This is a genomic window from Kitasatospora sp. NPDC090091, assembly GCF_044747365.1.
Taxonomy (GTDB): domain Bacteria; phylum Actinomycetota; class Actinomycetes; order Streptomycetales; family Streptomycetaceae; genus Kitasatospora.
In genome coordinates this window covers 319,730-338,089 of sequence record NZ_JBIVDY010000005.1, presented here as the reverse complement: position 1 = coordinate 338,089, position 18,360 = coordinate 319,730, and the positions used below count along the sequence as shown (strand labels likewise).

At 76.1% G+C, this 18,360-nt stretch carries 17 protein-coding genes; 6 read left to right on the top strand and 11 right to left on the bottom strand.

Annotated elements, in window-relative coordinates; translation table 11 throughout:
- Positions 1–8 precede the first annotated feature (8 nt).
- A complete protein-coding gene (locus ACIPSC_RS11345; RefSeq protein WP_400824805.1) occupies positions 9–1,292 on the bottom strand; it encodes a magnesium transporter MgtE N-terminal domain-containing protein in 1,284 nt (427 codons plus the stop codon).
- A 173-nt stretch (positions 1,293–1,465) separates the two neighbouring features.
- Entirely contained in the window at positions 1,466–2,014 is a 549-nt protein-coding gene (locus ACIPSC_RS11340) for a hypothetical protein (protein ID WP_400824804.1), read from the bottom strand.
- Positions 2,015–2,151: 137 nt separating this feature from the next.
- On the opposite strand from ACIPSC_RS11340, the gene ACIPSC_RS11335 reads away from it, so the two are divergent.
- Positions 2,152–3,093 (top strand): DMT family transporter, encoded by a 942-nt coding sequence (locus tag ACIPSC_RS11335; RefSeq protein ID WP_400824803.1) that lies wholly within the window; start codon positions 2,152–2,154, stop codon positions 3,091–3,093.
- Between the two features lie 56 nt (positions 3,094–3,149).
- Here the strand turns inward: ACIPSC_RS11335 and corA are convergent, their stop codons facing one another.
- The gene (gene corA, locus ACIPSC_RS11330; protein WP_313765411.1) at positions 3,150–4,274 is read right to left on the bottom strand and encodes a magnesium/cobalt transporter CorA; all 1,125 of its coding nucleotides are present in this window, start codon (positions 4,272–4,274) and stop codon (positions 3,150–3,152) included.
- 449 nt (positions 4,275–4,723) lie between these two features.
- On the opposite strand from corA, the gene ACIPSC_RS11325 reads away from it, so the two are divergent.
- The gene (locus tag ACIPSC_RS11325; RefSeq protein WP_400824802.1) at positions 4,724–5,386 is read left to right on the top strand and encodes a suppressor of fused domain protein; all 663 of its coding nucleotides are present in this window, start codon (positions 4,724–4,726) and stop codon (positions 5,384–5,386) included.
- Between the two features lie 133 nt (positions 5,387–5,519).
- On the opposite strand, the gene ACIPSC_RS11320 is transcribed toward ACIPSC_RS11325, so the two are convergent.
- The 5 genes from ACIPSC_RS11320 to ACIPSC_RS11300 all read right to left on the bottom strand — a co-directional run bounded on the left by ACIPSC_RS11320 (position 5,520) and on the right by ACIPSC_RS11300 (position 10,980).
- Complete coding sequence (locus ACIPSC_RS11320; RefSeq protein WP_400824801.1) at positions 5,520–6,380, bottom strand: PHP domain-containing protein; 861 nt, start codon at positions 6,378–6,380, stop codon at positions 5,520–5,522.
- A 47-nt stretch (positions 6,381–6,427) separates the two neighbouring features.
- Positions 6,428–7,066 carry a DUF6758 family protein gene (locus ACIPSC_RS11315; RefSeq protein ID WP_238950043.1) on the bottom strand — a complete coding sequence of 213 codons (639 nt, stop codon included), beginning with the start codon at positions 7,064–7,066 and terminating at the stop codon, positions 6,428–6,430.
- Positions 7,067–7,383: 317 nt separating this feature from the next.
- The gene (locus ACIPSC_RS11310; protein WP_400824800.1) at positions 7,384–7,530 is read right to left on the bottom strand and encodes a hypothetical protein; all 147 of its coding nucleotides are present in this window, start codon (positions 7,528–7,530) and stop codon (positions 7,384–7,386) included.
- 354 nt (positions 7,531–7,884) lie between these two features.
- Complete coding sequence (locus ACIPSC_RS11305; protein WP_400824799.1) at positions 7,885–8,802, bottom strand: alpha/beta hydrolase; 918 nt, start codon at positions 8,800–8,802, stop codon at positions 7,885–7,887.
- Between the two features lie 213 nt (positions 8,803–9,015).
- Positions 9,016–10,980 (bottom strand): DEAD/DEAH box helicase, encoded by a 1,965-nt coding sequence (locus ACIPSC_RS11300; protein ID WP_400824798.1) that lies wholly within the window; start codon positions 10,978–10,980, stop codon positions 9,016–9,018.
- A 532-nt stretch (positions 10,981–11,512) separates the two neighbouring features.
- Here ACIPSC_RS11300 and ACIPSC_RS11295 point away from each other — a divergent pair.
- Positions 11,513–12,241 (top strand): ferritin-like fold-containing protein, encoded by a 729-nt coding sequence (locus ACIPSC_RS11295; protein WP_238950078.1) that lies wholly within the window; start codon positions 11,513–11,515, stop codon positions 12,239–12,241.
- A gap of 55 nt (positions 12,242–12,296) precedes the next feature.
- Here ACIPSC_RS11295 and ACIPSC_RS11290 read toward each other — a convergent pair whose 3' ends face one another.
- The 3 genes from ACIPSC_RS11290 to ACIPSC_RS11280 all read right to left on the bottom strand — a co-directional run bounded on the left by ACIPSC_RS11290 (position 12,297) and on the right by ACIPSC_RS11280 (position 13,806).
- Positions 12,297–12,644, bottom strand: a complete 348-nt coding sequence (locus ACIPSC_RS11290; protein ID WP_400824797.1) for a hypothetical protein — start codon at positions 12,642–12,644, stop codon at positions 12,297–12,299.
- A 128-nt stretch (positions 12,645–12,772) separates the two neighbouring features.
- Positions 12,773–13,000 carry a DUF3107 domain-containing protein gene (locus ACIPSC_RS11285; protein ID WP_238950083.1) on the bottom strand — a complete coding sequence of 76 codons (228 nt, stop codon included), beginning with the start codon at positions 12,998–13,000 and terminating at the stop codon, positions 12,773–12,775.
- A 143-nt stretch (positions 13,001–13,143) separates the two neighbouring features.
- On the bottom strand, positions 13,144–13,806 hold the full coding sequence (locus ACIPSC_RS11280; RefSeq protein ID WP_400824796.1) for a TetR/AcrR family transcriptional regulator: 663 nt from the start codon (positions 13,804–13,806) through the stop codon (positions 13,144–13,146).
- A gap of 221 nt (positions 13,807–14,027) precedes the next feature.
- Here ACIPSC_RS11280 and ACIPSC_RS11275 point away from each other — a divergent pair, with 221 nt between their 5' ends.
- From ACIPSC_RS11275 to ACIPSC_RS11265, 3 genes are all read left to right on the top strand, one after another.
- Entirely contained in the window at positions 14,028–14,957 is a 930-nt protein-coding gene (locus ACIPSC_RS11275) for an alpha/beta fold hydrolase (protein ID WP_400824795.1), read from the top strand.
- A gap of 490 nt (positions 14,958–15,447) precedes the next feature.
- The gene (locus ACIPSC_RS11270; protein WP_400824794.1) at positions 15,448–17,118 is read left to right on the top strand and encodes a DUF3492 domain-containing protein; all 1,671 of its coding nucleotides are present in this window, start codon (positions 15,448–15,450) and stop codon (positions 17,116–17,118) included.
- The gene (locus tag ACIPSC_RS11265) at positions 17,118–18,281 is read left to right on the top strand and encodes a hypothetical protein (RefSeq protein WP_400824793.1); all 1,164 of its coding nucleotides are present in this window, start codon (positions 17,118–17,120) and stop codon (positions 18,279–18,281) included. Before ACIPSC_RS11270 ends, ACIPSC_RS11265 begins: the two co-directional genes overlap by 1 nt.
- Positions 18,282–18,360 lie beyond the last annotated feature (79 nt).

Below are 18,360 nucleotides of genomic sequence, written 5' to 3'. Positions count from 1 at the left end.
CCTTGCGGTCAGCGTCCACCGGCGGTCTCCCTCTCCTCGGAGAGCCCGTGCAGGGCGGCCTCGCGCCAGTCGTCGGGCAGCAGGTGGTCGAGCACGTCGTCGACGGTGACCGCGCCGACCAGGTGGTCGGCCTCGTCCACGACGGGGGCGGCGACCATGTTGTAGGTCGCCAGGTAGCTGGTGATCAGCGGCAGCGGGGTGTTCGGCGGCAACGGGTCGAGGTCGTCGTCGACCAGCGAGCCGACCAGGGTGTACGGCGGCTCCCGCAGCAACCGCTGGAAGTGCACGGTGCCCAGGTACTTGCCGGTCGGGGTCTCGTTCGGCGGGCGGCAGACGAAGACCTGCGCAGCCAGCGCCGGCTTGTTGTCGGAGACCCGCACCCGGGCCAGCGCCTCGGCCACCGTGGCGTCCGGCTCCAGCACGATCGGCTCGGTCGTCATCAGACCGCCGGCGGTGTTCTCCTCGTACTTCAGCAGCCGGCGGACCGGTTCGGCCTCGTCCGGCTCCATCAGCTGGAGCAGCCGCTCGGCCTCGTCGCCGGGCAGCTCGGAGAGCAGGTCCGCGGCGTCGTCCGGGTCCATCGCCTCCAGGACGTCGGCGGCCCGCTCGTCCTTCAGCTTGCCGATGATCTCGACCTGGTCGTCCTCGGGCAGCTCCTCCAGGACGTCGGCCAGCCGCTCGTCGTCCAGCGCGGCGGCGACCTCGGCACGGCGCTTGGCGGAGAGGTGGTGCATCACGTTGGCGAGGTCGGCGGCGCGCAGCTGGTCGAAGGTGGCGAGCAGGTTGGCGGCGCCCTGGCCCTCCTCCGGCAGGGCGAAGCCGGTGACGTCCCGCCACTGCACGGTGAGCGTCTCGCCCCGGGCCTTGCGCAGCCGGCCGACCCGGCCGACCTGCACGAAGACCTTGCCGATCTCCCACTCGCGCAGCCGGGTCTGCACCATGGCCACGTCCAGGACGGTGACCTCCTGGCCGGTCTTGCTCCAGGTGACGGTGCGGTCCAGCAGCTCGCCGAGGACGAGGGTCTCGGAGGGGCGCTGCTCGAAGCGGCGCATGTTGATGACGCCGGTGGTGAGCACCTGGCCGGTCTCCAGGCTGGTGACCCTGGTCATCGGCAGGAAGATCCGGCGCCGGCCGATCACCTCGACCACCAGCCCGAGCACCCGGGGCGGCCGCCCGCCCAGGCGGAGCGTGACGACGACGTCGCGGACCCGGCCGACCTGGTCGCCGTTCGGGTCGAACACGGCGATGCCGGAGAGGTGCGAGATGAAGACCCGGCTGCCTGGCCCTGCCATGGACTCCCTCGACTCGCTCGACGCGCTGAGGGGGCGCGAGGCAGCGCCCCGCGGCCAATCTACCCGGGCTCCCCGGGCTCGGCCCGGCGAGCGGCCGCCCCGCGCGGTCCGGCAGGCGGACGGGCGGGCGGCAGGCGGACGGGCAGGCGGCGGGTGGGCGAACAGCCGGTGGCTCAGCCCCGGCGGCGCTTGAACAGCAGCTTGGGCAGGCCGGCCGGGATCGGCATCCGGGTGGTGGCGGGGGTGGGCATCGGGACGGCGGCGTGCGAGGCGTCCGGCATCTCCCCGGGGCGCTCGGTCAGCCCGGCGACCGGCTCCAGCCGGAGCACCCGGCACTCCCGGGCCCAGCGGTCGGTGATGGTGTCGGTGTCGGGCGCGTTCAGCCGCTTGCCCTTGAGCTCCTCGACGGCGCCCTGCCAGGCCTCGCTCCCCGGCTCCAGCACGCCGACCCGGGCCGGCCAGCCGGTCAGCCGGCCGCCCTTGTCCTTGCTGCGGACGGTCACCATCGCGCCGGAGCCGGCGGTCAGCCCGTGCAGCGGCTGCTCGCCGCCGTCGCCGACGACCACCACCGCGCCGTCGTGCCAGGCGTGCCAGAGCGCCCGGCTGTGCTCCTCGCCGTCCGCGCGGACCCAGAGCAGGCCGGACTTCTTCGCGGCCTCCTCCAGCAGGGCCCGGTCGAGGAAGACGTCGGCGTTCGCGGCGGCGGCAGGCGTGCGGTCCATGGCGCACAGCGTACGGCCTGCGGCGTCCACGGGGTGTCTCACCCGTCGGGCGACAGTTCCGTGATGGCCGCACGGGCCTTACCTTAGGAGGCCGACCACCGGCCGCCCGGCCGCAGACCACGAACCGGAGGAGCTCCGTGCCCGCCGCCCGGCCCGCGACCGCAGCATCCGCCAGCACCGCACCCCACCCCGCCGACCCGGCGGCCCCGGCGCGCCCGCTCCCCAGGATCGACCTGCTGCTGCTCGCCGTCTCGGTCTCCGGCATCTCGCTGTCCGCGCCGCTGATCAGCGCCACCGCCGCACCCGCCCTGGCGATCGCGTTCTGGCGCAACGTCATGTCGGTCGGTGTGCTCGGCCCGTACGCGCTGCTGCGCCACCGCGCCGAGCTGCGCGGGATCGGCCGCCGGCAGCTGCTGCTGGCGGCGGCGGCCGGCGCGCTGCTGGCCGTCCACTTCGCGCTCTGGATGCCGAGTCTGCGGATGACCTCGGTGGCCTCGGCGACCGCGCTGGTCACCACCACCCCGCTCTGGACCATCCTGCTGATGCGGTTGTTCGGCGTCCGGGCGCCCCGGGCGGTCTGGGCCGGGACGGCGGTGGCGTTCACGGGCGTGCTGGTGCTCACCGGGGTCGACCTGTCGCTGTCGCCGCGCGCCCTGCTGGGCGACGCGCTGGCGCTCGGCGCCGGCCTCGCGGCGGCCGGCTACATGCTGATCGGCGCCGAGGTCCGCAAGACGGTCAGCACCACCGCGTACACCCTGGTCTGCTACGCGACCACGGCGGCGGTGCTGCTGGCGGTCTGTCTGGTCGCCGGGACGCCGATGGGCGGCTGGCCGGCCGGCGTCTGGTGGCAGATCGCGCTGCTGATGGTCACCGCCCAGCTGCTCGGGCACTCGCTGAGCAACCGGGTGGTGCGCACCCTCGGCCCCTCCGTCACCTCGACCGCGATCCTGCTGGAGACCCCGGGCGCCGCGCTGATCGCGGCGCTCTGGCTCGGCCAGTGGCCGCCGGTGGCGGCCTACCCGGCCGTGCTGCTGATCCTCCTCGGGCTGGTCCTGGTGGCCCGCGGCGGCCGCCGGTAGGGGCGGCCGGGAGGGGCGGCCGGGAGGGGCGCCGGGGGCGCCGGGGCGCAGGGGGGCTACAGCCAGCCGTTGCGGCGGAACCCGCGGTACATCCCGATGCAGATCAGGACGACGCTGCCGAGGACCATCGGGTAGCCGTACTTGTGGTGGAGCTCCGGCATGTAGTCGAAGTTCATCCCGTAGACGCCGGTGATCATGGTGGGCACGGCGAAGATCGCCGCCCAGGCGGTGATCTTGCGCATGTCCTCGTTCTGCGCCACCGAGACCTGCGCCAGGTTGGCCTGGAGCAGCGAGTTCAGCAGCTCGTCGAAGCCGTGCACCTGCTCGGTGACCCGGGCGAGGTGGTCGGCTACGTCCCGGAAGTACTTCTGGATGTCCGGGTCGACCAGCCGCTGCAGCGGCTCGGAGAGCTGCTGCATGGGCCGCAGCAGCGGCGCCACCGCCCGCTTGAACTCCAGCACCTCGCGCTTGAGCTGGTAGACCCGGCCGACGTCGGTGCCCCGGCCGCCGCGGTTGGAGAAGACGTCGAACTCGATCTCGTCCACGTCGGTCTGCAGCCGGTCGGCGACCAGCAGGTAGTTGTCCACCACCTGGTCGGCGATCGCGTGCAGCACCGCGGACGGGCCCTTGGCCAGCAGCCCGGTGCCGTCGGCGTCGGCCTCCAGCCGGTGCCGCAGCTCCTGCAGCGAGCTGTGCCCGCCGTGCCGGACGGTGATCACGAAGTCCCGCCCGGCGAAGACCATCAGCTCACCGGTCTCGACCACCTCGCTGGTCGGGGTCAGCTGGTCGTGCTCGACGTAGCGGATCGTCTTGAAGACGGCGAACAGCACGTCGTCGTACCGCTCGACCTTGGGCCGCTGGTGCGCGTGCACCGCGTCCTCGACCGCCAGCGGGTGCAGGCCGAACCGCTGGGCGATGCCCTCGAACTCGGCCTCGGTCGGCTCGTGCAGCCCGATCCAGCTGAACGATCCTGCACCGTCCGGCAGTTGCTGCGAGGCCTTGACGCGGCGGACGGCCTCGCGCGGGGTGCAGCTGTCGCCGCTGCGCTTGCCGTGCTGGTACACCGCGCAGTCCACCACGGCGGAGGTGGACGCGCCGGGGTGGATCGAGTCGAACAGACCGGCCGCCGAGCGGCGGCGGTTGGTGCGGACGGCGGCACGCAGGCTGTTGATCATCGACATGGCAGGCTCCCTGGGGCAGGAGCCGCCGCACGGCGGCGCGGTGGTGCAGGCCGTGGTGCGACGGCGGAGGAACACCGGTGTGGAGGGCGTCCGCGGTCGGTCCTCGGCCTTGCTGGGGCACGCGCTGGATCGGCCGGACGCCGGTGGGGTGCTCTCCCGGCCGGTCCGACGCCGCCTCGGCGATCCGCGAACGCGGCGATCACAGCTCTCGTGGGTGCTGTTTCAGCCTGCGTGGCGGGGGGTACGGGGAAGGCGTCCGGGCCGGGTAGAGCTGCCGGTACTGCATGGTCGGCTGGTATCCACCGCAACCACCTCCTTCGCGCCGCTGCCCCGGTGGAAGGATCCCCGGTGGCCAGTCGCTCACACTAACATCTGACCGGCCATTGCCGCTGCGGTGTTCCGGCGGCGGCCGTGCCGGCCCGGCGGCGGCCCGGGTTACGCTCACCGGCATGGCGCACGACTTCCCGCTCTTCGGCGATCCCTCGGGCACGTCCGGCCACTCCGGCGGCCACGATTCCTCCGGCCTCACCCGGGAGGCGGTCCTGGCCGCCGTCGAGGCCCGGCTGCTGACCACCTTCGGCGAACCGGGCGGCCGCGCCGCGGTCACCTTCCTCGGGACGGACCGGATCGAGGTGCTGCGGTTCGGCCCCGACGCCGAGGGCCTCGTCCGCTACGCGACGCTCGGGATGTCCGCGGCCCCGATGGCCGATCCGACCTCGCCGGTCGCCGACCAGTTGCGCGGCCCGCGCGCCGAACTGGTCCTGACGGTCCGTGGGGGGCGCGACGGCGTGCTCCGCGCGCTGGCCACCTTCGCCGCGACGCCGCAGGTGGAGGGCCTGGTGGTGGCCCCGGGCGGCTCGCTGGACCTCGGCTCCCCGCTCTGGGAGGGCGCGCCGTTCACCTCGGTGCTGACCGCCGAACCGGGCGGCCTGGTGCCCGATCTGGAGCTGGACGAGCCGGCCGATCCGGTCCGCTTCCTGCCCCTGTTGCCGATGACCCCCAACGAGGCCGGCTGGAAGCGGGTGCACGGGGCCGCGGCCCTGGAGGAGCGCTGGCTCAAGCACGGGACGGATCTGCGCGACCCGGAGCGCCGTGCGGTGCCGCTGGACTGACCGCGGCTCAGCCGATGCGGCGTCAACCCGGCCGCGCGGCGCCCGGCCCCGGACCGGAACCGGGGGCGGCGCCGAGCCGGAGCCGCGCCACGGTGGACGCTCCTGTACCCCGGCGCACGCGCCGGGGCCGCGCTCAGCCGCCGATGGGCTTCGCGCCGGTCGCCTGGGCCACCAGCGCCTCGTAGACGGCGGGATCGGTGGTGTGCTCGCCGAGCCGGACCGTCTTGCGGGTGCCGTGGTAGTCGCTGGACCCGGTGGTCAGCAGGCCGAGGTCGCCGGCCAGCGCGCGCAGGTGCTCCCGGGCGGCCTCGTCGTGGTCGGTGTGGTCGACCTCCAGCGCCGCCAGACCGGCCGCCGCGAGGTCCGCGATCACCTGGTCGGAGACGGTGCGCCCGCGCTTGACCGCGCCCGGGTGGGCGAAGACCGGCACCCCGCCGGCCGCCCGGACCAGCCGGACCGCCTCGACCGGGTCGGTCTCGTGCTTGCGGACGTCCGCCCGCCCGCCGTTGGCCAGCCACTCCGGGGTGAACGCGTCCGAGACGGTGGCCACCACGCCGGCCTCGACCAGCGCGCTGGCGATGTGCGGGCGGCCCACCGAGCCCGCGCCGGCGATCCGCCGGACCTGCTCCCAGCTGATGTCCGCGCCCAGCGCCCGGCACCGCTCGACGATCGCCCGCCCGCGCCGGAACCGGTCGGTGCGCACCAGCTCGCGCTCCTGCGCGAAGGCCGGCTCGGCCGGGTCGAACAGGTAGGCCAGCAGGTGCATGCTGACGCCCTCGACGACGCAGGACAGCTCGGCGCCCGGAACGAGGGTCAGCCGGGTGCCCGCGGGCAGCGCGTGCACCGCCTCGGCGGCCTCGGCGTGGCCGGCCACCGTGTCGTGGTCGGTCAGCGCCACCACGTCCAGGCCCGCGGCGACCGCCGCCGCGACCAGCTCGGCCGGGCTGTCGGTGCCGTCGGACGCGTTGCTGTGGGCGTGCAGGTCGATGCGCACGGGCGGGGCTCCCTGGGGGTCGGCTGGCGCCCAGGATAGTGCGGCGGTCAGCCGAGCAGACGGGGGGAGAGCGCCCCGCAGGGCAGCAGGTCCAGCTCGGCGCCGGCCTCGCGCAGATCGGTGAGGACCAGCTCGTCGTACATCACCAGGGCCGACTGCTCCGGCCAGGCCACCGCCCAGAGCCAGAGCCCGCGGGCCTCGCCGACGAAGACCGCGCGGTCGGCGGGGGCGTCCGGGACGTGGAACATCGGGGTGGGCCGCCCGGCCGCCATCAGCTTGGCGTCGGCCGGCTTGTAGAGGGCGACGGACTCGCCCGGGTCCGGCCCGGCCAGCCCCGCGTACCGGGCACCGAGGCCGACGCCGAGCTCCTCCGCGACCAGGACCAGCTCCCCGAAGCCGCCGAGCGGCGCCGGGCCGGAGCAGGCGACGGCGGTGGCCCGGGCGCCCGAGACGTCGTCGCCGACGTGCGCGATGCCGGTGAACAGCCAGCCGACCGGGAGCGGCCAGGGCAGCCAGACCGGGACCTGCGAGCGGGCGACGGCCACACCGAGCGCCTCCACGCTCGGGGGCAGCACCGGCTGCATCGGGTGCACGGCGCCGTGCCGGTCGCACTGCCAGGTGTCTGAGAACAGACCGGGGGCGCGGACCCGACCGGCGCACCTCGGGCAGCTTGGCTCGCCCCTCATAGCCGACAACGCTCCTCCCTCCGGACCGCCGCGTCAAGGACGATCACCCGTACGGAGGGCTCGGCGGCACCTGTCGGTGGCGGGTGCCCGACCCCGCGCAGGGTGGGCGCGAAACGGGCGGCTCCCGGTAGGGGATGTCCAGCGGCGGGCGGCGGCAAACGTCGGCCCGCCCGGGCGGCGGCGGGGCCGGACGCACTGACGCCCCGTCATCGCTGGTGCGGCGACGGGGCGTCAGTCGGGTATCGGAACGTCGGAGTCGGACGCTCCCGGCTCTTCGGCGGCGGGTGAGCTCCCCGGGGCGGGGGCGCCGCGCCGGGTCAGACGGTCGGGCACGGACGGATGAGCAGGCGTTCGCCGGTGCTGGCGGCGGCCTGGACCACTTCGCGGACGGTCTCGGCGTCGGCGATCAGGCGGTCGGTGGCGGTGCCGTGGGCGTCGTCCAGGCGGAGGATCTCGAAGCGCATGGGCGTCTCCTTTCCCGGCCCCGTCGGGCGGGGCGGTCGTGGCTGAGTCGGTATCAGCCCTTTCTCGGTCTGTCGGGTCGAACGGTCGACGGGGTCGACGGTCTGCTGCGGCAAAAGGGCTCCCCCCTGCTTGCCGGGCACGCCTGGTCCCTCGTGAACCACTGTCGCGTGGTGTTGCTACCGGGCCGTTGCCCGTCCGTGAAGCCCGGGTTTCGGCGGATTCACGCCGACGTCGATGGCGACGATGATTCCCGGACAGAATCAAATATTACCGCAACTAACGAATTTTGTCCCGTGGTTTGCCCCGCGGGTTGTCCGGCAGGTCGCCCTGCGGACCGCCGCGCGGGGTGGGCCCTACGCCGCGTGCGGCGCCGGCGCCTGGGACCAGAAGGCGGCCAGGGCCTCGGCGGTCCCGGCGGGCTGCTCCGCGTTGGGGGAGTGGCCGGCGTCCTCGACCACCACGCGGCGGGCGCCCAGCCGTCCGGCCATCGCCGTCTGCTCCGGCACCGGCCAGGCGTAGTCCCGGACCCCGGAGAGCACCAGGAGGGGCAGCGCGGCCGCGGCCGCCACCGCCGCGAGCTCGTCCACCCGGTCCGGCGCGGCGACCAGGTGCCCGCCGGTGGTGGCGAGCGCCTGCGGCACGTTGGCCACCCAGCGGCGGTGCAGGAAGTCCGTCACCTCGGGGGCCGGGCGGCGCGCCGGGTCGCCGGAGCCCTCCTCCATCTGCTGGAGCACCTGCCAGATCTCCTCCAGGCTCATCGTCGGCAGCACCGACAGCAGCAGCTTGGTCCGCTCCGCCTCCGCCGGGTCGATCGCGCCCGGGCCGGTGGACATCAGGGTCAGCGACCGCCAGGGCAGCGGGCCCCCGGCCGCGGCCGCGAGGACCGCCTCGCGGACCACCTGACCGCCGAAGGAGTGGCCCAGCAGGTGCAGCGGGCCGGTGTCGCCCCCGGGCTCGGCCCGCAGCACGGCGGAGAGCTCCCGGACGTCCGCGCCCAGCGCGTCGACGGCGTACTCGGCCGGGTCGTCCGAGCCGCCGGTCTCGTACTGCCCGCGCTGGTCGATCGCGGTCACCCGGTAGCCGGCCGCCGCGAGCGGCTCCAGCAGCGCGATGAAGTCCTCCTTGCTGCCGGTGAAGCCGGGCACCAGCAGGGCCGACCCGCGCGCCGCGCCGGCGGGCTCGGCCCGCAGCGCGGCGAACTCCCCGCGCGTGGTCGCCAGCCGCAGCGGGCGCGCGCAGTGGGGGAGGGTGAGGAACGGCGGGGTGCTCATGGGCGGATCTCCTGGGGCTCCTGCGGTGCGGCCGGCCGCCGGAGTGACCGGCCGGTAACCCCCGAGGGTAGCCGGGCGGGCGCCCCGGGGCCGGGCCGGTCGGGCCGGCCGACGCCGGGCGGTGCACCGCACACTCCCCGGCCCCGACGCCGGAGGGGGCGGCCCGGCCCCGGCCGGGGTCCGGACCGCCCCCTCCGGGCGGTGCGTCGGTGGTCAGCCCTCCGGCGTCGCCTCGGGCGCGGCGGCGGCCGGACGGCGGGTCCGGGTCCGGCGGCGCGGAGCCGGGGCCTCGGCCGGGGCGTCGCCGCCGGCCTCCGGGGCGGCAGCGGCCTCGGCGGCCGGCTCGGCCTTCGCCTTGGCCCGGCTGCGGGTCCGCTTGGCGGCCGGCTTCTCCGCGGGCGCGTCGGCGGCCGGGGCGGCCGTCGGCGCGGCAGCCTCGGCGACCGCGGCCGGAGCCTCGGCCACCGCGGCGACGGCGGTCTCGCCCGCGGCGGTTCTGCGCGGACGGCGACGGCGGCGGCGCGGAGCCTCGGTGCCCTCGGCGGCCGGTACGGCCGGAGCCTCGACGGCGGCGGCCTCGACGGCCTCGGCGACGGGCGCGGTGGCCGCGTCGCCCGCGACCGCGGCGCCACCGCGGGTGCGGCGACGCTCACGGGTCCGGCGGGCCGGCTTCTCCTCGGTGGTCGCGGCGGCGGCGTCGGACCGGCCGGAGCCGCCCCGCGAGCCGTTCCGGCCGCGGCCGCCGGCCGAACGCGAACCGCGCCCGCCGGTCTCGCCGAGGTCCTCGACCTCTTCGGCGTTCAGGCCGGCCCGGGTGCGCTCGGAACGCGGCAGCACACCGGTGGTGCCCTTGGCGATCTTCAGCAGCTCGTACAGGTGCGCCGAGGTGGAGTAGGTCTCCTCCGGCTCGTTGAACGGCAGGTCCAGCGCCTTGTTGATCAGCTGCCAGCGCGGGATGTCGTCCCAGTCCACCAGTGTGACGGCGGTGCCGGACGCGCCGGCCCGGCCGGTGCGGCCGATCCGGTGCAGGTAGGTCTTCTCGTCCTCGGGGCACTGGTAGTTGATGACGTGCGTGACGCCCTCGACGTCGATGCCGCGGGCCGCGACGTCGGTGCAGACCAGCACGTCGACCTTGCCGTTGCGGAACGCCCGCAGCGCCTGCTCGCGCGCGCCCTGGCCGAGGTCGCCGTGGACGGCGCCGGCCGCGAAGCCGCGCTGGGTCAGCTGGTCGGAGACGTCGGCGGCGGTGCGCTTGGTCCGGCAGAAGATCATGCACAGCCCGCGGCCGTCGGCCTGGAGGATGCGCGAGACCATCTCCACCTTGTCCAGCGAGTGCGCACGGAAGATGTGCTGCTCGATGTTGGCGACGGTGGTGCCGGTGTCGTCCGGGGCGGTGGCCCGGATGTGGGTCGGCTGGCTCATGTACCGGCGGGCGAGGCTGATGACCTGGCCCGGCATGGTGGCCGAGAACAGCAGGGTCTGCCGCTTGGCCGGCAGCATGGTGAGGATCTTCTCGACGTCCGGCAGGAAGCCCAGGTCGAGCATCTCGTCGGCCTCGTCCAGGACGAGCGAGCGGACCTTCGACAGGTTCAGCTTCTTCTGGCCGGCCAGGTCGAGCAGGCGGCCCGGGGTGCCGACGACGATGTCGACGCCCTTGTTCAGCGCCTCGACCTGCGGCTCGTACGCCCGGCCGCCGTAGACCGCGAGCACGCGCACGTTGCGGACCTTGCCGGCGGTCTGCAGGTCGTTGGTGACCTGGGTGCAGAGCTCGCGGGTCGGGACGACGATCAGCGCCTGCGGGAACTCGGAGAGCTGCTCCTCCTCGGCCCGGCCGGCGTCGACGTCGGCGCGGACGATGACGCGCTCGATCAGCGGGAGGCCGAAGCCGAGCGTCTTGCCGGTGCCGGTCTTGGCCTGGCCGATGACGTCGTGGCCGGTCAGCGCGACCGGGAGGGTCATCTCCTGGATGGGGAAGGGGTGGACGATCCCGACGGCCTCAAGGGCCTCGGCGGTCTCCGGGAGGATCCCCAGGTCCCGGAAGGTGGTCTTGGTCGGTTCAGCGGTGGTGGACAGGGTGCTGCCTCTTCCGTGTGGAGGGGCCGAGAGCGAGCGGCGGGCGGGCAGCCGCGCGGCTGTGTAGGGGCCCGGAAGGCCCTGAATACAGCTGCGCGGACGCACAACCGCGCCGGTCCCTGCGGCCGGCCGGTCCGCGCGGCCCGGTGAGGGGCGCGGTCTCGGCGGCGTCGGGGAGGATTCCCGTGAGGGACCTGCGCGGGACCTGCGCCGGGCTGGCGCGGTCTCGGCGGCCCTCGCTCGGCCACTGATGCGGTGCCAAGGCTTGAAGTCCAAGCCATGGTCGGAGCCGATCGGCTCTCCGACCGGGCATCCGCGTACGTGAGTACCCGGCTTCCGGTGCGGGCACGTCCGTCGGACGGCTCCGCTTCGGAGCGGACTCGCCGGGGCCACCGAGACGGCGGTGACACCGTGCAAGCACTACGGGTCTCCCTACCACCATACAGTCACGCGACGACTCGAACACGTGACGCCGGTGACATCCCAGGTGACGGGGCCCGTCGGCGGTGCGCCGGGGCGGGGTCCGCGGGCGCCGCCCCGGGCGCCCGGGACCGGGCGGGGAGCCAGGGCGCCGCCGCCCCGGGCCGGGCGGCGGCGTGCGTGTGCGCGGGCCCCGGCCGGACTAAGGTGGCGGGTCATGGAGACCCATGGTGAGACGCAGGACATCGCGGCCGGCTCGATCGGCGACTGGGCGAGCTGCTCGGCCGACCCGGGGTACCGCGCGGCCGTGCTGGACCTGCTCGGCGCCCTCGCGTACGGGGAGCTGAGCGCGTTCGAGCGGCTCGCCGAGGACGCCAAGCTCGCGCCGGACCTCGCCGACAAGGCGGCGCTGGCCCGGATGGCCTCCGCCGAGTTCCAGCACTACCAGCGGCTGCACGACCGCCTCGCCGAGGTGGGCGCGGACCCGCAGGAGGCGATGCGGCCGTTCGTCGAGCCGCTGGAGCTGTTCCACCGGATGACCGCGCCCTCGGACTGGCTGGAGGGCCTGGTCAAGGCGTACGTCGGCGACGCGATCGCCACCGACTTCTACCGCGAGGTGGCCGTCCGCCTGGACGACGACACCCGCGAGCTGGTCCTCGGCGTGATGTCGGACACCGGTCACGCCCAGTTCGCCGTCGACAAGGTCCGGCAGGCGATCGAGGCCGACCCGCGGGCCGGCGGCCGGCTCGCGCTCTGGGGCCGCCGGCTGATGGGCGAGGCGCTCAGCCAGGCCCAGCGGGTGGTCGCCGAACGGGACGCGCTCTCCAACCTGCTGGTCGGCGGCGTCCAGGTGCAGGGCTTCGACCTGGTCGAGGTCGGCAAGATGTTCAACCGGATCACCGAGGCGCACACCAAGCGGATGGCCGCCCTGGGCCTCGCCTCCTGACGCCTGCGGCCGGCGCCGGGCCCCGCGGGCCCGGCCGGCCCGACACGGGTGCCGGTCAGGCGTGCCGGTGGCGCCGGTGCGCGCCGCCGGCCCGGTGCGGGTGACGCCCGCCGTCGGACCGGTGCAGCTGGTGCCGGTGCACGGGCAGCCGCCCGGCCGCGAGGTCCGGCCGGGCCAGGACCGAGGTGAGCAGGCCCGAGACGATCGCCGAGACCGCGATGCTGACCCCCGGGAACGCGCCGTCCAGGGTGAAGTGCATGATCACCCCGCCGAGCAGCGCGGCCACCAGGGCCGTCCCGGCCGTCAGCGCCCGGCCGCCCGGGAAGTAGGCGGGCAGCGACACCAGCGCGGCCGCGCCGACGATCAGGCCGATGAGGGCGAAGGCGAGCGTCTCGACCAGCAAGGGTGCCTCCCCAGGGGCGCGGGCGTGCGGCGCGGGGCGTCCGCACCCCAGGCCGTACCCCGGCGCCCCCGGCCGTACACGCGGCGGTGCCCCGCCCCCCGGTGGGGGACGGGGCACCGCCGGACACTTCAGAGCGTGCCGAAACCGACCTTGCGGGCGGCCTGCTCGCCGATCTCCACGTACGCCAGGCGCTCGGCCGGGACGATGACGCGGCGGCCGTGCTCGTCGGTCAGCGTGAAGAGCTTCTCGGTGCCCTCCAGCGCCTTGGCGACCGCGCTCTGGACCTCATCGGCAGTCTGCGAGCTCTCGATCACGATCTCGCGCGGCGCGTTCTGCACGCCGATCTTGACCTCCACGGCTTCCGTCCCTCCGGGGTTGCAGCCATCCACGCGCGGTACCGGACCACCTGGGACAGGCGATCGCGGCGACCGCGCCGTACGGCTTCACCATAGAGCACGGGATCAAGGCCGAGGCGAAGGTCGGCCGATCACCCCGCGGCTCAGTGCTCCGCGGACGGGGCCTCGGCCGCCTCGGCGGCGGGGTGCATCGGGAAGCCCTTCAGACCGCGCCAGGCCAGGCTCGCGACCAGCCGGACCGCCTCGTCGCGCGGGATCTCCAGGCCCTGCGAGAGCCAGTAGCGCGCGGTGATCTGGGCCAGGCCGCAGACGCCGGCGGCGAGCAGCTTGGACTCGGCCTCGGGGAGGTCGGTGTCCTCCTGGATGACCTGGCTGACCAGCGTCGCGCTGGCCTCCGAGGCCCGCTCGACGCGCTCGCGCACGGCCGGCTCGTTGGTCAGGTCGGACTCGAAGACCAGGCGGAAGGCGCCGGACTCGCTGGAGACGTAGTTGAAGTACGCCTCCATGGTCGCCGCGACCCGCAGCTTGTTGTCGGTGGTCGTCGAGAGCGCCTCGCGGGTGGACTCGACCAGGGCGTCGCAGTGCTTGTCGAGCAGCGCCAGGTAGAGCTCCAGCTTCCCGGGGAAGTGCTGGTACAGCACCGGCTTGCTGACCCCGGCGCGGTCGGCGATGTCGTCCATGGCGGCCGCGTGGTAACCCTGCGCGACGAACACCTCCTGGGCGGCACCGAGCAGTTGTTCACGGCGGGCGCTTCGCGGCAGGCGGGCACCGCGCGGGCGCTCCTGCGCCTCCTGGATGGCCGTCACGGCGCTCCTCACTTCACGGGTTGTTCGGGGCTGGCAAGGTGACCGATTCTACTTTTCGGTAACCGCGTTCGCGCTTGGCGAGCCTGAGAAAAGCACGGTGCCCCCTTGTCAGGAGCCCACAATACGGCGCTGACCACGGGCAACGGCAGTGGTGCGACAAGGTCTGAGACGGTGGTCCCGATCGAGGCCGGCCGGCCGGTGGCTCACTACCATCGTCCACCATGAGCAGCGCTGAGCAGCAGATACGCCCGGAGGCGGGCCGGCCCGCACCGTTCCGCACGGTCGAGGTGCCCGGAGCGGTGCTCGCGGTGCACCGCTCCGAGGCGGACGGCGGCCCGGTCGACGGGCACGCGCCGGCCCTCTTCGTGCACGGCCTCGGCGGCTCGGCCGCCAACTGGACGGCCCTCATGGCACGGCTGGGCGGCCTGGTCGACGGCGAGGCCGTGGACCTGCCCGGCTTCGGCCGCTCGGCGCCGCCGGCCGACGGCAACCTCACGGTCAACGGTCACGTCCGCGCGGTGATCGGCTACCTGGAGGCGACCGGCCGCGGCCCGGTCCACCTCTTCGGCAACTCGCTCGGCGGAGCGGTCTCGGTCCGGCTCGCCGCCCTCCGGCCGGACCTGGTGCGCAGCCTCACGCTGATCTCGCCCGCGCTGCCCGAGCTGCCGCCGCAGCGGTACGCCTGGCCGACCGGTCTGCTCGCGGTGCCCGGCGTCCCGTCCCTGCTGCGCCGGCTGCCGGCCAACGGCCGCACCCCCGAGGAGGCCACCGAGGGGCTGCTGCGGCTGGTCTACGGCGACCCGGCCGCCCTGCCGCCGGCCACCCGGGCCGAGGCGGTGGCCGAGTACCGGCGGCGGATCGAGGTGCCGTACGCGATGCAGGCGCTGGTCGGCTCGGCGCGCGGGATCGTCACGGCCTACACCGAGCGCGGCGACCAGGCGCTCTGGCGGCAGGCCCGCCAGGTGAAGGTGCCGACGCTGCTGGTCTACGGGCTGCGCGACAAGCTGGTCTCCTACCGCTCGGCGCGGCGGGCCTGCGCGGCCTTCGAGGACTCCCGGCTGCTGGTCCTGCCGGACTCCGGACACGTGGCGATGATGGAGCACCCCGACGAGGTGGCCCGCGCGGTGCGGGAGCTGCTCGCCCGGGTCTGAGCCGAGCGGGGCCGCCGGTACGGGCGGAGCGGGGCCGCTCGCGCGGGGCCTGAGCGGCGCGGACGCCGCCGGCACGGGGCCGGCGGCGGTTCCGGCATGCCCGGCGGGGCGGCGGACCGCCCGCCGGCGGGGCGGCCGTAACGCCCCCGTTCGGGGCGAGGTCACGCCGGTTCACTCGTTCAGGTGGCAGCCAGGCATGTGACCGATGGATTGCCGGGGGCCGGTCCTACCTTTCTGCTGTCGGACCGAACTGGTGTGGGGGAGTCGCGGCCACCGGAGTACCCCCGGAATGTCCGGAGAGCGTGGCCGCAGGCAGACGGGTCGGCAGGGCCGGTGCGACCGCCGGCCCGGGCCGCCGTGTGCCCGGCCGACCGGGCTCCCCCACCCCCGGGCTCCTCCCCGCGCCGTCCCGCGGGGCCCGGGCGCCGGCCGTGGCCGCTCAAGCAATCCGTCGATCCGCTCCCGATCCGCTCTGCCCTGGAGGTCTCCCGTGCGCGTTGCTCTGCTCACCGAGGGTGCGCGTCCGCACCCCCAGCGTGGCCTCGGCGGCTGGTGCGCCCGACTGGTCGACGGCCTGCGCGAGCACGACTTCGAGCTGTACGTCCTGGCAGGCCGGGCCGGGTCCGGGATCGCCGGGAGCCCGCGCGGCCGGTGGCTCGGCGTGCACGAGCTGGCGCTCTGGGGGCGCCGCCCGGCCGGCCGGGCGCCCGGGACGCTGGGCAGACGCCGGTACGCACGGGCGTACGAGGAGCTGGTCCGGGCGCTGGTGGTGCCCGGCGAGCGGGCCGGCTTCGGCGCCGGGCTGTACCGGCTGGCCGCGCTGGCCGCCGAGGACGGCGCGCTGCCCGCCTTCCTGGCCTCCGCGCACGCCCGCCGCACCCTGGAGCGGGTCTGGCGCGGTCCGGGCGCCGACACCTCGGCCGGGCAGCCGCTGGTCTGCGACGTGCTGGTGGCCGCGGACCTGCTGGAGCAGTGCCTGCGCCCGCTCTCCGCGTCCTGGTACGGCACCGGGCCCGGCGGGCTCGGCGCGGCGGACCTCTGCCACGTGGTCGGCGGCGGCCCGGCGGCGCTGCCCGCCCTGGTGGCCAAGCGGCTGCACGGGGTGCCGTTCGTGGTCACCGAGCACGGCCTGCACCTGCGTGAGCAGTACCTCGGCTACCGCGAGGCGCCGTACCGGTGGCCGGTCAGGGCGCTGCTGCTCTCCTTCTTCCGGGCGCTCACCGAGGAGACCTACCGGCAGGCCGCGATACTCACCCCCGGCAGCGCCCACGACCAGGAGTGGCAGCGGCGCTGCGGCGCCGACGCGGCGCGGACCCGGGTGGTCCACGAGGGCACCCCGGCGGTGTCCCGGGCGGCGGCCGGCCCGGAGCCGGCCGTCCCGACCCTGGTCTGGGCCGGGGCGCTGGAGCCGGGGCGCGACACCGAGCTGGCGCTGCACGCCTTCGCGCGGGTCCGGGCGGAGCTGCCCGAGGCCCGGCTGGTGATCCACGGCGAGGAGGCGGCCGGCGGCTACCGGGTGCACTGCGAGGCGGTGGCGGCGCGGCTGGGGGTCGCCGGGGCGGTGGAGTTCGCCGGGCGGCCGGAGTCGGTGGCGCGGGCCTGGGAGGGGGGCACGGTGATCGTCTTCTCGGCCCTCTCCCAGCGCAGCCCCCGCCTGCTGGCGGACGCGATGCTGAGCGGGCGGGCGGTGGTCTCCACCGATGTCGGGGTGGCCCGGGAGGTGGTCGGTCCGACCGGGCTGCTCGTCCCGCCGCGGGACCCGCAGGCGCTGGCCGGGGCCTGCCTGGCACTGCTGCGCGACGAGGAGCGGCGGGCCCGGCTGGGGCTGGCCGGGCGGCTGCGGGCGCAGGAACGCTTCGCCGTGGAGCCGGTGATCGGCGCCTTCCGGGAGATCTACCTGGAGCTGGTCTCGCAGTGGCCGGCCTTCCCGGCGGCCGGGGCCGGCGGCGCGGCCGCCGCGCCGCCGCGCCCGTTCGCCCGGCCCGCCGAGTACTGGCTGGCCGACCGCCGCGGCGCGGGGAGCGCGGGGGAGGGCGGCGCTCCGGCCGGTGCGGGTCGTGCGGTCGTCACGGTCGGTGCGGGGGCGGCGGACGACGAGGCCGCGGACGGCGGCGCCGGTGCGGCGGCCGACCGGGCGGGTGCCCTCGCGGAGGCGGTCTGATGGCCGGCCCGCGGGCCGCCCGGGAGGGGGCGGCGGCCGGGGCCCCCGGCGTCGACCCGGTCCGGGAGGTGATGGCGGAGCACCGCGAGCTCTGCGAGCGTGCCGTCGACCCGCTGGAGATCGCCGCCGGGCTGGAGGCGGCCGGGCTGGGCCCGGCGGCGGCCGCGCGCTGCCGGCACGCCGACCTGTTCTCGCTCGCCGAGGAGCTGTACGCCCGGGTGCCGCGCCGTCCGCCCGCGCCGCGGGACGCCGGGCCACCGGAGAGCCGGCAGTGGCGGGGCGGCGGGGCGCTGCGGTCGGCGGTGCTGACGGCCCTGCCGGTCGCGGTGGCCGCCGGACTCGGTGGCCGGTGGCCGGCGCTGCTGCCGGCCGCCGTCCCGCTCGTGCTGCTGCCGGCCGGGGCCGCCGGGGAGAGCCCGCCGGCCCGGGCGGCGGTGGGCACGGCCGATCCGGCGGCCACCGCCGGCTTTGCTGCAGGCAGTGAGCTCGGCCCGCAGGCCGCGCCCTGGCCGGCCGGAGCCCCGCCGGGAGTGCCGCCCCGCCGGTGGCGGCCGGCCGCGCTCGGCCACGGTGCCGGGGTGGCCGGGCTGCTGCTGCTCCCGCTCGCGGCGTCCGGTGCCGGGGCGCCGGACGGCCGGGTGACGGCCGCGCTGATGCTGGCGGCCGCGCTGTCGGCCGGTTCGGCCGAGTGGGCCGCCCGCTGGTTCCGGCACGTCGGCCGGGGCCACCTGCGGGCCGCCGGCACCCTCGCCGAGTTCCGGGCCCGGATGCGGCCGGTGCTGCCGGTGGCGGTCGCGCTGCACCTGGCGGTGCTTGCGGTGCTCAGCTTCGCCGCGCTGGCCGTGCTGACGGCCGTCGCGCCGCGCCCCGGGCCGGGCCACGGCGGCGGGCTGCTGCATCTGGCGGTCGAGCGGGCCGAGCCCGCCCAGTTGGCGGCGCAGGGCGTGCTCGGGCTGCTGCTGGTGCTGCCGGCGCTGCTGGCGCACTGCGGCCGCAGCGGCGCGGCGGCGCTGGGCGCGCTGGCCGGGGCGGCGGCCGCCGCGCTGCCGCCGGCCCTGGGCCGGTCCGCGGCGGCGGCCGGGCTGCTCGGCGGCGCGGCCGTCGCGCTGGCGGTGCTGGCGTACGCATGGCCGGCGCTCGGCCGGGCCGGTGCGCACCGCTGAGGGCCGCCCCCGACCGGCCACCGGCCCGTCGGCGCCGCTCCCGCGGGCGCCGGCCCCGTTGTGCTCGAACTCTGTCCCA

Excerpts from the sequence above, each read along its gene's own strand:
- ACIPSC_RS11345 (WP_400824805.1), bottom strand. The coding sequence starts at position 1,292 with ATGGCAGGGCCAGGCAGCCGGGTCTTCATCTCGCACCTCTCCGGCATC.
- ACIPSC_RS11340 (WP_400824804.1), bottom strand. The coding sequence starts at position 2,014 with ATGGACCGCACGCCTGCCGCCGCCGCGAACGCCGACGTCTTCCTCGAC.
- corA (WP_313765411.1), bottom strand. The coding sequence starts at position 4,274 with ATGTCGATGATCAACAGCCTGCGTGCCGCCGTCCGCACCAACCGCCGC.
- ACIPSC_RS11325 (WP_400824802.1), top strand. The coding sequence starts at position 4,724 with ATGGCGCACGACTTCCCGCTCTTCGGCGATCCCTCGGGCACGTCCGGC.
- ACIPSC_RS11315 (WP_238950043.1), bottom strand. The coding sequence starts at position 7,066 with ATGAGGGGCGAGCCAAGCTGCCCGAGGTGCGCCGGTCGGGTCCGCGCC.
- ACIPSC_RS11310 (WP_400824800.1), bottom strand. The coding sequence starts at position 7,530 with ATGCGCTTCGAGATCCTCCGCCTGGACGACGCCCACGGCACCGCCACC.
- ACIPSC_RS11305 (WP_400824799.1), bottom strand. The coding sequence starts at position 8,802 with ATGAGCACCCCGCCGTTCCTCACCCTCCCCCACTGCGCGCGCCCGCTG.
- ACIPSC_RS11295 (WP_238950078.1), top strand. The coding sequence starts at position 11,513 with ATGGAGACCCATGGTGAGACGCAGGACATCGCGGCCGGCTCGATCGGC.
- ACIPSC_RS11275 (WP_400824795.1), top strand. The coding sequence starts at position 14,028 with ATGAGCAGCGCTGAGCAGCAGATACGCCCGGAGGCGGGCCGGCCCGCA.
- ACIPSC_RS11265 (WP_400824793.1), top strand. The coding sequence starts at position 17,118 with ATGGCCGGCCCGCGGGCCGCCCGGGAGGGGGCGGCGGCCGGGGCCCCC.